Origin of the sequence: Marinobacter nanhaiticus D15-8W, assembly GCF_036511935.1 — a bacterium.
In the GTDB taxonomy this organism is placed as follows: domain Bacteria; phylum Pseudomonadota; class Gammaproteobacteria; order Pseudomonadales; family Oleiphilaceae; genus Marinobacter_A; species Marinobacter_A nanhaiticus.
Genome location: NZ_AP028878.1, coordinates 3,591,673 through 3,606,089, shown reverse-complemented (window position 1 = coordinate 3,606,089; position 14,417 = coordinate 3,591,673). Strand labels below are relative to the sequence as shown.

12 protein-coding genes and 1 pseudogene are annotated in these 14,417 nt (G+C 59.2%); 6 read left to right on the top strand and 7 right to left on the bottom strand.

What is annotated here, in order from left to right:
* Positions 1-175: 175 nt before the first annotated feature.
* Together RE428_RS16160 and RE428_RS16155 are read left to right on the top strand one after the other, a co-directional pair.
* On the top strand, positions 176-1,600 hold the full coding sequence (locus RE428_RS16160) for a YjgN family protein (protein WP_004582973.1): 1,425 nt from the start codon (positions 176-178) through the stop codon (positions 1,598-1,600).
* Positions 1,587-2,672, top strand: a complete 1,086-nt coding sequence (locus tag RE428_RS16155) for a M48 family metallopeptidase (protein WP_227500304.1) — start codon at positions 1,587-1,589, stop codon at positions 2,670-2,672. The genes RE428_RS16160 and RE428_RS16155 overlap by 14 nt, the downstream gene beginning before the upstream one ends.
* Before the next feature lie 101 nt (positions 2,673-2,773).
* Here the strand turns inward: RE428_RS16155 and RE428_RS24475 are convergent, their stop codons facing one another.
* The 5 genes from RE428_RS24475 to RE428_RS16135 form a co-directional block, all read right to left on the bottom strand.
* On the bottom strand, positions 2,774-2,944 hold the full coding sequence (locus RE428_RS24475) for a PEP-CTERM sorting domain-containing protein (protein WP_081614661.1): 171 nt from the start codon (positions 2,942-2,944) through the stop codon (positions 2,774-2,776).
* A gap of 219 nt (positions 2,945-3,163) precedes the next feature.
* Positions 3,164-4,447: an MgtC/SapB family protein gene (locus RE428_RS16150; protein WP_004582971.1), complete on the bottom strand. Its 1,284-nt coding sequence runs from the start codon at positions 4,445-4,447 to the stop codon at positions 3,164-3,166.
* 113 nt (positions 4,448-4,560) lie between these two features.
* A complete protein-coding gene (locus tag RE428_RS16145) occupies positions 4,561-4,914 on the bottom strand; it encodes an FHA domain-containing protein (protein WP_004582970.1) in 354 nt (117 codons plus the stop codon).
* 1 nt (position 4,915) lies between these two features.
* Complete coding sequence (locus RE428_RS16140) at positions 4,916-5,662, bottom strand: PP2C family protein-serine/threonine phosphatase (protein WP_004582969.1); 747 nt, start codon at positions 5,660-5,662, stop codon at positions 4,916-4,918.
* Positions 5,662-7,290 (bottom strand): serine/threonine-protein kinase, encoded by a 1,629-nt coding sequence (locus RE428_RS16135; protein ID WP_040883776.1) that lies wholly within the window; start codon positions 7,288-7,290, stop codon positions 5,662-5,664. Before RE428_RS16135 ends, RE428_RS16140 begins: the two co-directional genes overlap by 1 nt.
* A 274-nt stretch (positions 7,291-7,564) precedes the next feature.
* Here RE428_RS16135 and RE428_RS24470 point away from each other — a divergent pair.
* Positions 7,565-7,760: pseudogene (locus RE428_RS24470) on the top strand (TetR/AcrR family transcriptional regulator); the annotation flags it as partial.
* Positions 7,761-8,148: 388 nt separating this feature from the next.
* On the opposite strand, the gene RE428_RS16125 reads toward RE428_RS24470, so the two are convergent.
* Positions 8,149-9,516, bottom strand: a complete 1,368-nt coding sequence (locus tag RE428_RS16125) for a substrate-binding domain-containing protein (RefSeq protein ID WP_227500303.1) — start codon at positions 9,514-9,516, stop codon at positions 8,149-8,151.
* 372 nt (positions 9,517-9,888) lie between these two features.
* On the opposite strand from RE428_RS16125, the gene RE428_RS16120 reads away from it, so the two are divergent.
* Positions 9,889-10,863, top strand: coding sequence for an acyl-ACP desaturase (locus tag RE428_RS16120; protein WP_115840362.1), 975 nt, complete (start codon positions 9,889-9,891; stop codon positions 10,861-10,863).
* Positions 10,864-11,038: 175 nt separating this feature from the next.
* Positions 11,039-12,088, top strand: a complete 1,050-nt coding sequence (locus RE428_RS16115; protein WP_040883843.1) for an NAD(P)H-dependent flavin oxidoreductase — start codon at positions 11,039-11,041, stop codon at positions 12,086-12,088.
* On the opposite strand, the gene RE428_RS16110 is transcribed toward RE428_RS16115, so the two are convergent.
* Positions 12,075-12,950, bottom strand: a complete 876-nt coding sequence (locus RE428_RS16110) for a LysR substrate-binding domain-containing protein (RefSeq protein ID WP_004582961.1) — start codon at positions 12,948-12,950, stop codon at positions 12,075-12,077. The genes RE428_RS16115 and RE428_RS16110 overlap by 14 nt on opposite strands.
* A 104-nt stretch (positions 12,951-13,054) precedes the next feature.
* Here RE428_RS16110 and RE428_RS16105 point away from each other — a divergent pair, with 104 nt between their 5' ends.
* Positions 13,055-14,284, top strand: a complete 1,230-nt coding sequence (locus RE428_RS16105) for an MFS transporter (protein WP_004582960.1) — start codon at positions 13,055-13,057, stop codon at positions 14,282-14,284.
* Positions 14,285-14,417 lie beyond the last annotated feature (133 nt).

Genomic DNA, 14,417 nt, shown 5'->3' with positions numbered 1-14,417 from the left:
TTTTTAACAGTTCTGTAGCCAAACTTTACCCACAAATCATGAAGTTCTGTTAACTTTCGATCATGCAGCCGCTGCGGAAGCAGGGAAGCACGTGCGGCGCGTGGAGTCGCAATGACTGGCGCGTCATCATGGAAATGATAAGGAGTCCATCAGAGACTCCGTAGCAGGGTGAAGCATGACTACAGAGTTATACCGCATCCAGTTTGCCGGCGAGACGCTCGACGGTTTCGAGGCGACTGACGTCAAGAACAACCTCCAGGGGTTGTTCCGTATCTCCGATGAGCGCGTCGAGTCCCTGTTCGACGGCACCATCCGCACGCTCAAGACCGATCTTTCCTTCGACGACGCCAATCGCTACAGGGATCGCCTGATCAAGGCGGGAGCCGACGTCGAGATCGTTCCGGTCGCGGCGCCGCAAATGGTGGCCGAACCTGAGTCCAAGCGCTCGGTTGAAGCACCCAGGGCCGCGTCGCTGTCGGTAGAGCCGATGGAGGCGAAGGCGGAGGAGGCCGAGGAAGCCGCGCCCACTCCCGAGTCGACACAGCCCGCAGCGGTATCCAAGTCCGCGAACCGAGTGCCGCCGAAACGTCCTGTTGCCAAACCTGCTGAAACCGGCCACTTGCGGGAAGCCCCCATCGAGTTTACTGGTAACGGCGGCGAGTATTTCGGTATCTGGATCATCAATATCCTGCTGACCATCGTGACCCTGGGGATCTATTCCGCCTGGGCTACGGTACGCAACAACCAGTATTTCTACGGCAACACGCGCCTCGATAACGCCAGCTTCCAGTACCTGGCCGATCCGATCACGATACTCAAGGGGCGTTTGCTCGCGCTGGCCATCCTGGTGGTGTTCGTGGTGCTTTCAAATCTCTACGTCGAGGCGTCGATCCTCCTGGGTATCGGCTTTATCTTCGCCATGCCCTGGATAGTAATTCGTTCCCTGCGGTTCCAGTCGATCAACAGTGCGTATCGCAACGTCCGTTTCGACTTTGAAGGTAAGTATGTCGAAGCCCTAATGGCGCTGTTCGTGTGGCCACTGCTGAACCTCTTTACCTTTATGCTGCTCACGCCTTTCGTGACACTGAAGACTCACCGGTTCATTGCCAACGGTAGTCGTTTCGGCACCACGCCATTCCTGCTGAACTCTACAGCCGGTCAGTACTACAGCTTTTTTGGCAAGGGCATCCTGATGGGGCTGGTCTTTGGCCTGGTGGCCTGGATCGGCGGCGAACTGTTCCACGTGGTGTTGGGCACGCTGATTGCGGTGGTCGGCTATATTGCGGTGATCGGGTACTTCATGGCAGGTATGACCAACCTCTACGTAAACAGCTTGTCGCTTGAAGGGCACACCTTCTCCTCGGATCTGCAGCCGGGCCGCATGATCTGGATCTATATCAGCAACAGCTTCCTGGTCATGCTCACCGCGGGCCTGTTCACGCCTTGGGCAAAGGTGCGCATGGCTCGCTATCGGGCCTCCTGTACCGCAATGATCGTCGACGGCGACCTGGATCATTTCGTCGCAGCCGAAGATAAGCGCACTAGTGCCCTGGGCCAGGAACTGGGCGACGCCTTCGACGTTGGCATTGCCGCGTTCTGATATGCGCTTGGAGGGCGATTTCTACACGGGCGCCGACTCCCGCCGGCAAACGGCCCAACTGGCCGTTGCCGGCGATGCGCTCTGCCTGGTGTCCGGCGGCGGCGAGCAGGCAATGAGTTGGAACAGCATCAAGGTGTCCCCTCGGGTGGGCAATACGCCGCGTTATGTCTACCTGCCGGATGACGGGGTCTTCGAGACCTCGGACAACGACGGCGTGGATCGGTTGGTCCTGCACTTCAAACCCGGCCGTCTGAATGGCTTCATCCATCGGCTCGAGAACCACCTGGGACTGATCCTGGTCGCGGCGGTCATTACAGTTGCGGTCACCCTTTTCACCTTTTTCTACGGCGTGCCTTGGACCTCCAGGGTTGTTGCCGACCTGATGCCCCAGTCGGTCAAGGCGACGGTCAGCGCATCTACCCTGAGATCCATGGATATGCAGTTGTTCTCGCCTTCCGAGCTGCCCGAGCACGTGCAGGAACGAGTGCATGATCACTTCGCACCGTTGCTTCTTCTGCACCCCGAGCTTCCCTTGAACGTGGAGTTTCGCAGCAGCGAATCGATCGGCGCTAATGCCATGGCGTTGCCGGACGGCACCATCATTTTCACCGATGCGTTGGTCGTAATGGCCGAGAATGATGAGGAACTGGCGGCTGTTCTGGCACATGAGATTGGCCACGTCGTCCACAACCATGGTATGACGGGCGTTGTACAGTCATCGCTGGTCTTCTGGGTGATCGTGATGATGACCGGCGATCTCTCGGCCTTTGCCGATACTACGGTGTCCGTCCCCGCGGTACTGATGTCGCTGGCCTATTCACGGGATATGGAGCGCGAAGCGGATACCTACGCCCTCGGTCTCATGCAGGCCCAGAACATCGAACCCATGTACTTCATCAGCATTATGCAGCGTCTGGAAGACAGTCACGGACAAGGTCTGGATGAGGCCGGGCATCAGGAAGGGAGCGTATCGGCCGAGAAGGATAACGGTTGGCTTTCGCACCTGGAAGGGCTGGTCTCTTCACATCCGCTGACCGAAGAGCGTATCCGCCGGTTTGAGGCAGCGCGGTAGGTTAAAATAACACTGAGCTAGGCGTCGGGCGGCGCGTTGGAGGGTCGCCCGTGATGCGGTGGCTTCCGGGGGGGGCTGTTGTCTATTTCGTCTCTCTAGTCCTACCGCCGTTTATGTGATTTCTTGAATCGATGGACGAGGTAGATAGCGACAACGGCCGTAACCAGTAAGCCCAAAGTCCCCGGTTCCGGAACCTCCACAGGTGTGCTGTCCTGTGCTAGTGCGTAGAAAGGCGCAAGGGACGGGATAACAAACAACCATAGCCTGTTCATGACAGCATTCCTCGATGACGGCTCGTCTTAAGGGCTGCATATTCCAGGCCCGGAAAAAACCGATACCGAATGAACGGCTTGGAATAGCGACCGGACAGAGCCGTAAAATAATCTGACGCCCCGACAGCGCCGCAATCCCAGTGATGTGCCACAAAGGCGCGACTGCCAGAGCTTGGAGACATTCAGGCAATCTGTACCAGAAAGTTTACAATGAAGACGCTACACCAACGCCCAGGCCGTCGCTAGCCCCGCAACCAGCGACAGTAGCATCGGCACGATCACCCGCAGTCCCAGAGCGCGGGTGCCGATAGACAGGGCGATACCCGATTTCACGATATTGTTAACGGAGGCAGCCAGCACGATGCCAATCACGGCTGTCTGAGCGTCGATGGAAATCTGTGACATCCGGGTGAGCGACAGGGTTATCGCGTCGACGTCCGCAACGCCCGAAGTCGCCGCAAGCACATAGATCCCGGCATCGCCCAGCCACGCCCGCAGCCATTCGCCCAGTGCGAGAATGACCGTCAGCAAAACCCCGAATACCAGCGCCGATTTCAGGTCCAGCGGGTTCTTGGTCAGAGACGGCTGGGCCACCGTCAGGCCTTCACGGTGCATGCGCCAGATCACCAGCGCGGGGACCACCAGCATCATGGCCATAACCACCACCGGCCACAGCAAAGCCGGTAACAGGTCCCGGTTGATGAGGGCGCAATAGACCAGGATACGGGGAAACATGGTGCCACAGGCCAGCAGGATACCCGCAGCGAGCACCGGGCTGATGTCCCGGGCTTCACGGGACTGGCGGGAAAAGTGGAGCGTCAGTGCCGTGGAGGAGCTGAGCCCGGCGAACAGACTGGTAAACAGCAAGCCCTTTTCGGTGCCCCCGAGTCGGATTGCGAAGTAGCCTACGAACGAGACCGAAGCAATGAGTACCACCATCCACCAGATCTCGTAAGGATTCAGTGCGCCCCCCGGACCCATGGGCTCGTTGGGTAATAGCGGCAGCATGACCACGGAAATCAGCAGCAGCTTCAGGGCGGCATCCAGCTCGTGGGACTGGAGTTGATTGACCAGGCCGTGAATCTCTCGCTTGTTGTCGAGGATGATTGCCGTGACCACCGCCGCGGCAGTGGCCAGGGCAAGATCCACAGCGACGGCGACAGCGCCATAGCAGAAGGTGAGCAACAGCCCGATGATGCCGGTAATACTGTAGTCCCGAACATCGGCAGTACGGGTCCGGTAAGCTACCAGGCAAATGCCGATCAACCCAAGGAACATGATCGGGAAAATCCAGGGGCTCAGGGTTTGTGAAAGCAGCGCGCCAATCCCACCCAGCAGACCGGTCAGGGCATGGGTCCGGATGCCGGCAATGCGCTCGCCGGCCTTCTTCTCCCGGGCTTCCCAGCCGCGTTCCAGTCCGATCAACGCACCCAGTAACAGGGCGACGGCTAGATTGATTGCGGTCTGGTTGGTCGCAAGGAAAGTCTGGGTCAGTTCGTCCACGGCCCGGTCCCGGTTCGATTGTCGATCGTATTCAGGTCTATTCGCTGCAGCCGGACAGAGTATAGCGCGCCATAGGCGGGATGTGGCGCGCTATCCTACGGAATTCTGGAGGATTATTCTTCGAGGATAAAAGCGGTCTTCTCCAGCGTGTTCTCGTCCTCGTCGACGAAGCGGAAGATATTCCAGCCAATGCGTACCACGTCGTTATTGTTCAGGCGCTGGCGCTCGGTCAGGCGGATGTCGTTGACGAAGGTGCCGTTGGTGCTGTTGTTGTCGCTGATGAAGTAGTCCGTCGTGCCTTCGAGATAGGCGTTGGGCTCCACGTCGATGAAGGCATGGCGGCTGCTGACGGAAATTTCGTCGATCTGGACATCGTTCTCCGGATGGCGGCCTATGCGAACACGGGGCCCATCCAGTTCAAAGGTCGTTGCCACCAGGTTATCGACCAATTGGGAAAGCGTTGCCATGTCATGACTCCTTGAGAATAAGTACGACGGACACATTGTCCGCTGCCTGGTTGTCGAGGCTGATGTTCACCAGTGACTGGGCCTGTTGGCGCAGGGGCTGGCCGCTGTTCATCACGTGTGGCCAGTCGGTTTCGGGTACGGCGTCGGTGAGGCCGTCGGAACAGAGGATAAGACGATCGCCACGCTGCATCCTGACGCGGGTGAGGCTGGGCTCGGCTTTTTCGGTAGAGCCCAGGGCCTGGGTCAGCACGTTGCGAAACGGCATACGGGGCGCTTCGGCCTCGGTAATGCTGCCGTCGTCGATCATGTTCTGGACAACCGTATCGTCGCGGGTTTTTCGGGTCAGTCCGTCGTCGCTGAGCTGATAGCAGCGCGAATCGCCGATGTGGGCGATTAGTGCACTGTCGCCCTGGACCCAACTGACCACGACAGTGGTTCCCATGCTGCCGAGGGCCGCGTCTTCCTCCCGCAGGGCATGAATCTGTTCGTTGGCATCGTCGATGGCCTCGCGCACGGCGGCCACCTGGACATCATCCGGTACGGGCTGGTTCACCAAGGGCGCCAGTGTCTGGGTAATCACGTTGACGGCGACTTGGCTGGCGATCTCACCACCTTTGTAGCCTCCCATACCGTCAGCCACGATGCCCATGGCTCGGGTGCCGTCGGGAGAAACGTGCCAGGCGATGGCGTCCTGGTTGCTGACCCTGCGAGTACCGATATCGGTCATTCCGGTTGCGATTAGCGTCATCAGGAAGCCTCCTTGCTACCTTCGCGCACAGCGGCCCTACGCAGGGCTTCGGCCATGGCCCCAGCGCTGGCGAAGCGCTTGGATGGCTCCCGCTGGATTGCCTTGTTGATGAGTCGTACTACACCGTCCGGCAGCTCCGGATTGAACTCTCGGACACTGCGGGGGCGTTTGTTGAGAATCTGGTAGGTCAGGTTGGCGAGCGTATCGGCGTTGAAAGGTGTTTCGCCGGAGACCAGTTTGTAGAGTGTGACGCCGAGACTATAGACGTCAGAGGTGCCGCTGATCCGTTGCCCCTTGAGTTGTTCCGGCGACATGTAGAGCGGGCTGCCCATGACATTGCCGGTTCGTGTGCGGGAGTCGTCGGCGATTTTGGCAATACCGAAGTCGGTGATCTTCACATCTCCGCTCCTGGCGTCGTAGATGATGTTGCCCGGCTTGATGTCGCGATGGACGATTTTCTGTTTGTGCGCGTAATCGAGTGCCTCGGCGACCCGTGCCAGCACGTCGAGTACGACAGGTAACTTCAGCAACCTGTCGCGGCGGCCGTAGGCGCTTAGCGGTTTGCCCTCGGCATAGTCCATTGCGATGAAAGCCAGGTCCGCTTCCTCGCCTACATCGTAGACCGTGACGATGGCGGGGTGGTTCAGACGGCCTGCGGCTTCCGCTTCGCGATAGAAGCGGCTCTTGAGTTCCTTCAGCTCGGCGCCGTCGAATTGGGCGTAGCTGAAGGTCTTGATGGCGACCCTGCGCGCGATCTTGGGATCCTGCCCGAGGTATACGACCCCCATTGCGCCCCGGCCTATTTCGCGCTCGATTTCGTAGCGGCCCAGGGTAGGCTTGGATACGGACTGATCCGGCAGGACAAGCGTGCTGGTGGCATCGAACACGGTCGGTGGCGTGGTGCCTGTGCTGCCGGCGTTGATTTTCTCCAGCGCCTGCAGGCGATTCTTGACATCCCGGAAGCCTTTGCGCTGATCCATGATCTGCTCGTAGGTTCGTGCCGCAGCATCGTACTGGCGCTTTCGCTCCTGCTGGATGGCAATGTCGTACTGCAGTTCCAGGGTCTGTTGCGACGGTGGACAATCGGCCAGCACGTCCAACGCATCGTCGGGCTGGCCCTGCTGGAGTAGCAGGCGACCCAAGTGATAGCGGGCTTCCCGCACATTCTCTCTCAGGTCGCGGATTTCCCGGTGCGGCTGCATCCAGAACAGCATAACGACAAACCCGGGAATCAGTAGTGCATAGATCTCACCCAGTGGTATCCATGTCTCCTGGTAAAGCAGCATGACAGCTTGGCCTACGACCAGCGCCGCGCCGATCAGCCCCATGACAGCAACCGTCAGGCCAGTCCCCAACGCGGGTACGCCGAGGGTCAGTAACAACACGCCGCCGAACAGCAAACCATCGATTAGGTAATTCAGCCAGGCAGGCTGGTGTAGGTCATGGGCTTGGAGATAACTGTCGAACGCGGGGCCGGGGAGGGGAACTTCGGCGTCCTTGGCGTTGGCGGGAACATCCCAGAGGGTCTGGAAGAGCGCGTGGTCAATCCAGTCAATCAGGGGCAAGTGAGCGCTCCAAAAAGCGATCACCAGACCCAGCGCCACGACGATCAGGCGCAGACTGAACATATGGGAAAGCAGGAAGCGAATGACAAGCACTCCATTGAAAGATGTAAGCCGCCTGATCGGAGTTTAGGAACCGAAATGTCTAGGGAATATAGGAACTTCTTGGTTTTTTGTAAGTGAATGTTGCGACGCCGGGGCGATGGTGGGGGTCGAATGAGTAACCAGCGCGGGACGCGTTGCTCAAACGCGTCGGCGGCTGATGCTAAATGATACCTTGAATCCAAATATGCCCGCCGAGGACCCGGCGGATAGGTTCTGGTTCTGGAGTTGATCGAGTATGCGGTATCCCGAAGACCACAAGGAAAAGACGCACCAGTGCATCATCGAGGAAGCTGCCCGACGCTTCCGCCAGGACGGGGTTGGTGCCACGGGCGGGCAACCGCTTATGAAATCGCTGGGTTTGACCCGCGGTGGCTTCTATGCCCATTTCAAATCCAAGGATGCGCTCGTGGAGGCAGCCCTAAAGCAGGCGTCCGAGGAGGCGAATGCCAACGCCGCAGCAGCCTTTGCCAATGACGACGCGTTAAGGGCATTCATTTCCACCTGCCTGTCGTCTGTTCATCGCGAAAAGCCGGAGGTGGGATGTCCACTGCCCACCATGGCGGCCGAGCTTGGCCAGAAGGGCAAGCCCAGCACCACCACGGACGCGCTGGTCGAATCGAGGCTGGATGAGATTGCCAAACCCCTGCCGGACGAGAACGCCGATGAACAGGCCGTACTGCTGTTCTCTGCGCTGGTCGGGGCGTTAACGCCATCCCGCGGTGTAAGCGATGCGGCGTTGTCGGACCGTGTGCTGGGACGACCCGTCGACTCTCGCTGGAGCGTTACGTGCCTGCTGCTGAATAGGCGGCATTGCGCGCGTTATTCTGCTTTACGGAACCAAACCTCAACGCGTCCATTGCGGCTGGCTCCTTCCGACCCCCCGCTGCCGCCGACGGGCACGTAGTGGCCGTATCCGGTGTAGGCCTGCACGTTCACGGCCTGTTCGTCGCGCAGGGCCTTCTTCACTGCCAGTGCCCGCAATTCCGAAATCATCTGCGCTCGTAGTTCGTTCGACTGTTTGTCCGCGTAGCCGATCAGCATGAGATCGCTGCCCTTGGCTTCGTGATCGTCCAGGAACTGTTTGAGCCGCTCCAGGTCCCGGTGCGCCTTGTTGTCCAGCTTGGTGCGGCCTTCGGTAAAGCGGAAGTTGACGCTCAGTCGCCGGTAGTGGGCGGTCAACGTCTTAAGGCTTTGCGGCACACTGTCGCCGAGGCTGTCTTCCACTGACTGGATGTTCTGCGATACGTAGCCCGTTTCCTGGACGATATCCTGCCCGGCGCTGCCCTGGACGAATTCCAGGAACGCTGTAGTCGTATGGTTGTCCGCAGCACCCAGGGAGTAGAGATAGAGGCGGCGGGATAGAGGATAATCCTCGGTGGCGACATTCAGGCGAGTCGGTAGCAAGGCTGCGGATTCGCCGTCGGAAATGGCCACTACCTTACTGTCACGGACCGAAGCAAGACCAGCAAAGCCGATGCCGGCGGGATCTTTGCTCACATCGTCGGAAAGCTGGTCGTTGGATTCGTAGCGCTTGGCTTCAGCGGTCAGTGAATAGTTATCGCCCAGTACCAGGCTGGCGAAAGTGTCCCAGGTGCCCGAACGCTCGTCACGGGCATAGACATGGATGGGCAGGTTGCGGCCGCCGAGGGCCTGCCAGTTGTCGATCTGGCCGGCAAAGATCCTGGCCAGCGTAACCTTGTCCAGCTTGGCCAATGGATTGGACGGGTGCACCAGGATGGCCAGGCCGTCGATGGCGATGATGTGCTCGCTTTTGCGTGCGCGCAGGTCGGTCTGCGACGCCATCAGATCCACTTCTTTCTGCTTGGCTGGTCGGGACGCCGCCGCGATCTGTGCCGCGCCGGATGCCAGTCCCTTGAAGCCGGTGCTGGAGCCATGGGCCGCAACCCTGGCCTCGAAACGATCCCCGCTGAGTTGGGCTGTTATCTGCTTCTCATTCTCCTGGGTAGCGTCCTGTATCTGCACATCGCTTGCGCCCTGTTGTTTGAGGAAGCCGGAGATCAGGGCCGGTGCGAGGGCCGCCCCGACCGTGTTGGAACCGTGAATTTCAAGGTCGTTCGCCGCGACTATGCCCGGGACGGTCAGTAAAGCGGCAATAAAAAAAAGCGTGAACAACTCTCTAAGGCGGCGTACGACAGCATTCTGCACGGCGGATACTCTCTGGCTCACAAACACTTGCTGGGTGAAAAACCCTTGTTGGACGACAAATAACTGATGGACTGACAGGGCCTTTGGTCGGCCTGCGAAGCGCCGATTCTATCTCCGCAATATGACAGTTAAATGAAATTTGTATGACATTATTATGATGGGTTAATTAAGTTTTAGCGTACATTTGTACTCTGTATATTCTTTCCCGTACGTAAGCTGTGCCAAGAGCCGAAAGCAGTTACCCTGTTATGGATATAGGTGCTGGTAGGGTTTGCTGACGTATACCCGCGAATGCTAGTTTGCATATATGGCCGTAACAATTGTGCGCCGATGGGTAGGGAGCGACTTTTCCTTATCGGCTTCAGGTCCAAGCAACGAATTGAGGTAAGGGCAATGAACGTAGCAATGGTCCCGAGCAAGAAAACCGAAGCGTTGGCTTCCCTCGAGCCGCTGGTCGAGGAGCTGATGGACCGCCACCTGAAGGAACGCAAGCTCTGGATGCCCAGTGAGTTTGTTCCGGCGAGTGAGCAAATGACCGGCGAAGAACTCAAGGGGCTCGATGAACTCCGTGACCGGGCGCGTGGTTTGCCGGATTCGGTTCGGGTTTCCCTGGCGCTTAACCTGCTGACCGAAGAGGGGCTGCCGCACTTCCATCGATTGATTGCCGTCCATCTGGGGAGCGAGAATGCCTGGTCCCGTTGGAACTTTCTCTGGACCGCCGAGGAAGATCGCCATGGATGTGCATTGCACGATTACGTACGGGATGCGCGACTGTTCGACATGAAGGCCTTTGAATACCTCCAGTACCAGTACATCGAAGCCGGCTTCGACCCGCAATGGCATGGCGACCCTTACCAGTTGCTTGCCTATACCAGCTTGCAGGAGCGTGCCACCCAGGCAGCTCACGCCAATACCGGCAAATTGGCGGCCAAGTACGATCCCACCATCCAGCGTCTGCTCGGCCATATCGCGGCCGACGAGTCCCGGCATTTCCGCTTCTATCGCGATGCGTTCCGTGGCCTGTTGGAGATCGACAGCACGGGTGCCATGGAGTCCGCATTGAAGGTGATGCCGCGCCTTGCGATGCCGGGCCACAATATCGCTGGCTATGATGACATGGCGGACGTGGTTCATCGCTCTGGTATCTACGGCCCGCGGGATTACCGCAAGGTGGTACAGGAATGCCTGGACAACTGGGGGATTGCGGATTTGAAGCCGGTTGATGCCGCAGGTCGCGAGGCGCAGGACAAGATGATGGCTGTACCGGCCCGGTTGGACAAGCTCGCAGGTCTGCTCGAACGCCGCATGCGTAGCAAGAGCTTCTCCTTCGACATCATCTATCAGCGGGTTATGGAATTCGACGCCTGATAGGGGCCAACTATAGCAATCACAACACGCAGACCCGATATTCACCGGGTCAATAATGAAGATAAGCCACGTGAGCTCACTGTCTGGTCTCTTGCGGTGTTAGCTTAGGCATAAGCTTGAGCCGAGGCTCCTTCAACTTCAGGAAACAGGAGGGCGTGTTGTGGTTGATTTCAGTATGGCTATTGGGGGCGTGCGCGTGCCGCAACCCATTATCCAGGCGCCAATGGTGGGCGTATCGACGCCGAAGCTGGCTGCGGCCGTATCCAATGCTGGCGGTCTGGGGTCGATCGGTATTGGGGCGAGCAGCGTCGATGCAGCGCGGTCGATGATCGACGAGGCCTTCCAACTGACCTCAAAACCCTTCAACGTCAACGTTTTCTGTCACCAGCCAGCCCAACCGGACCCTGAGCGCGAAGCCCGCTGGCTCGACCATCTCCAGCCGTTCTTCGATGAGTTCGATGCCGAGCCACCCGCTGCGCTGGATCTACCGTACCCCAGCTTCATCGAAAACCACGCCATGCTGGAAATGCTATTGGAAACCCAGCCAGCGGTGGTGAGTTTTCACTTTGGCCTGCCGGAGCAGGACTGGATCGACCAGTTGAAGGCCTCTGGCATTACGCTACTGGCTACGGCGACCACGCTCGCCGAGGCCTACCAGGTCCAGAATGCCGGATTGGCGGGCATCGTAGCCCAGGGGCGTGAAGCCGGTGGCCATAGTGGCGTATTCGAGCCAGGTCGGGGTAACCCGGATATGGGCACCTTGCCGCTGACGCGGCTGATCAAGGCACAGTGCAAACTGCCGGTAATCGCTGCCGGCGGTATCATGGACGGTCGAGGTATCCGGGCGGCGCGTCAGCTAGGCGCTGTCGGCGTCCAGATGGGAACGGCGTTCGTCCTGTGTCCAGAATCCTCGGCAGATGCCGAGTACCGGGCGCTGTTCAAGCACGGTCCCGACGTGGATACGCGGATCACCTCCGTCATTTCCGGTCGTCCCGCCCGAGGCTTCGTCGACCGCTGGTGGGCCGAGGTCGACAGTGACCAGGCACCGGATTTGCCTGACTACCCCATCACCTATGTAGCGGGTAAGGCGTTGAAGGCGGCCGCCCGCAGCGCAGGTCAGCACACGTTCAATGCCTGTTGGGCCGGGCAGGGCGCCGCGTTGGCCCGGGAGCTGCCCGCGGGCGACCTGATGAAGCGATTGGCTGACGAACTCAAGGCGTTGTGAAGCGATCCAGGATCCACCGCTTGGCTGCCGTTGCCGAGGCGCTAAGCGCCGTATTCCGGTTATGAACCAGGAAAAGGTGGCGGCGTGCTGGCAAACTGACGTCGAAAAGCGGTGCCAGCCTCCCGGCTTCAAGCAGTAAACCACTCAGCATCCTGTCCGTCAGCCAGACGCCCAGATCACTTTCCGCCGCCTGCTGCGCCATCGTTGCGTGGTCGAAGTAGAGATTTTCAGTATGTCTTGCATCGAGGTTGGCGTGGCTGATCAAGCGCTGCCAATCCTGATGGAGGTGGTCGTGGATCAGCGTGCAGCCTGAAAGATCCCGGTCTCCCAGTCGGGGATGTCGGCGTAGGTACTCGGGACTGCTGACCGCAAGGACTTCCAGTGAAGCCAGTCGCGTGCAGTCGTACTGCAGGTCCTCCTCCGGCAGGTAGCGGATGGCGAGGTCGTGGTCCGATCCGTCCAGGGACGAAAGCAGCGTCGAAGCATGCAATTGCAGTTCGATGTCTGGATGGTTCTGCCGGAAATGAGCCAGCTGCGGCCCAAACCGAATCATGGCAAAGGCCGGAGGCAGGGTGATGCGTACGGTCTTGGAACGGTTGATCCGCTGCATTGACTGGCTAACGCCCAGCAATTCCGACATCAGCGGCCAGATCCTCCGGTAGAACGTACTGCCTGTTTCGGTGAGCGTTACTTGCCGCGCGTTACGCACGAAAAGAGGGATTCCCAGCCAGCTTTCGAGATATTTTACTTGCTGACTCACCGCCCCGGGTGTGACGAACAGTTCGTCCGCGGCATGCTTGAAACTCAGGTGCCGGGCGGCGACACAGAAGTAGTGGAGCGCTTTCAGGGGCGGCTGGCTCATGGTTTAGTAAATCTATTGTGAAGTGGGCGAAAAACTCGTTTGTAGCGCTATAGGGCTCTGTTGAGAATAGCGAAAGTACGTCTCACTCGAAAAGGAACACTTCAGTGAAAGCATCTCGCCTGACACCTGCAACGTGTACGATTGTCGTTGCCGGTTCGATCATTCTCATGCTTGCTTTTGGCTTTCGGGCCAGCTTCGGGTTGTTCGTCCAACCCATTACCGAGGCGAACGGTTGGGGACGGGACACGCTGGGCCTCGCGCTGGCCATACAGAACCTGGCCTGGGGCGTGATTGCCGTGCTCGCCGGCGGTCTGGCGGACCGTTTCGGCAACGTGGCCGTCATCGTGGGCGGCGCCTTGCTCTATGCGTTGGGGCTCTGGATGACAGCCGACGTATCGTCGGTCTGGTCGCTGCATATGGGTGCCGGATTGATCGTGGGGGCGGGTATTGCCGGCACGGGGTTCGGTATCGTGCTGCCGCTGATGGCGAAATCGGTCAGCGAGGATAACCGCCAGTGGGTGTTGGGCGTGGGCACGGCCGCCGGTTCCATGGGGCAGTTTTTAATGGCGCCTCTGGCGCAGCAGTTTATCGACCTGTTCGGCTGGGCCGGCGCGCTTAACGCCATGGCACTAATGGCCTTCGTCATGATTGCGCTGGCCATGCCCCTTGCGAAGCTGGCCCAGCCCGTTGCCACAAGCACTCTGGCGCTGGGTGAAGAGGATAGCCTGGGTCGGACCATCGCACTGGCGCGAGGCCACGCATCGTATTGGCTGTTGACGGTCGGCTTCTTCGTCTGCGGTTTCCACCTGGCCTTCATCACCGTGCATTTTCCCGGTTACCTGACCGACCACGGCTTCGACCCGGAAGTGGCCGCCTGGTCCATCGGACTGATCGGGCTGTGCAACGTTGTGGGCGCGATGGTGTCCGGTTATGTGTCGGGCCGGATGTCGATGAAGAAAGTCCTCATGTTCATCTATGTGAGCCGGGCGATCGTCACCGTGGGTTTGCTCCTCCTACCGCTATCACTCACGTCTGTGCTCGCCTTCAGTTGCTTGACCGGCTTCCTCTGGCTGGCGACTGTCCCACCCACCACCGGCTTGGTCGCCACCATGTTCGGTACCCGTTATATGGCCACCCTTTATGGCGTCGTCTTCCTGGGCCATCAGTTGGGAAGCTTCACCGGTGTGTGGTTAGGGGGCTGGATCTACGAGCGGACCGGGTCTTATGACAGCGTCTGGTGGATGGGGGTAGCACTCAGTCTGGTTGCCGTCGCTTTGCATTGGCCGATTCGGGAGAGCCGGGTGATGGGTTTGCGGCCGGCGACGAGTGGTTGATTAAGTCTGGTTGCCTGGGTGAGGCTTGGCCGAAGGAGATCGATACTATCGCTGGAGAGGGACACCCGGTCGTCAACGCTGGCAAGGGACGGACGACCATTACAGCGGAAGTGATAAAATCCATCCCCTTCGG

Bases quoted from the DNA above. Each gene is read 5' to 3' on its own strand.
- RE428_RS16135 (WP_040883776.1), bottom strand. From the start codon at position 7,290: ATGTTCAGTCTGCGCCTGATCGTCGTGGCGCTGGGTCTGGTGATCGCT.
- RE428_RS16120 (WP_115840362.1), top strand. From the start codon at position 9,889: ATGAACGTAGCAATGGTCCCGAGCAAGAAAACCGAAGCGTTGGCTTCC.
- RE428_RS16115 (WP_040883843.1), top strand. From the start codon at position 11,039: ATGGCTATTGGGGGCGTGCGCGTGCCGCAACCCATTATCCAGGCGCCA.
- RE428_RS16145 (WP_004582970.1), bottom strand. From the start codon at position 4,914: ATGGCAACGCTTTCCCAATTGGTCGATAACCTGGTGGCAACGACCTTT.
- RE428_RS16110 (WP_004582961.1), bottom strand. From the start codon at position 12,950: ATGAGCCAGCCGCCCCTGAAAGCGCTCCACTACTTCTGTGTCGCCGCC.
- RE428_RS24475 (WP_081614661.1), bottom strand. From the start codon at position 2,944: ATGAACAGGCTATGGTTGTTTGTTATCCCGTCCCTTGCGCCTTTCTAC.
- RE428_RS16140 (WP_004582969.1), bottom strand. From the start codon at position 5,662: ATGACGCTAATCGCAACCGGAATGACCGATATCGGTACTCGCAGGGTC.
- RE428_RS16160 (WP_004582973.1), top strand. From the start codon at position 176: ATGACTACAGAGTTATACCGCATCCAGTTTGCCGGCGAGACGCTCGAC.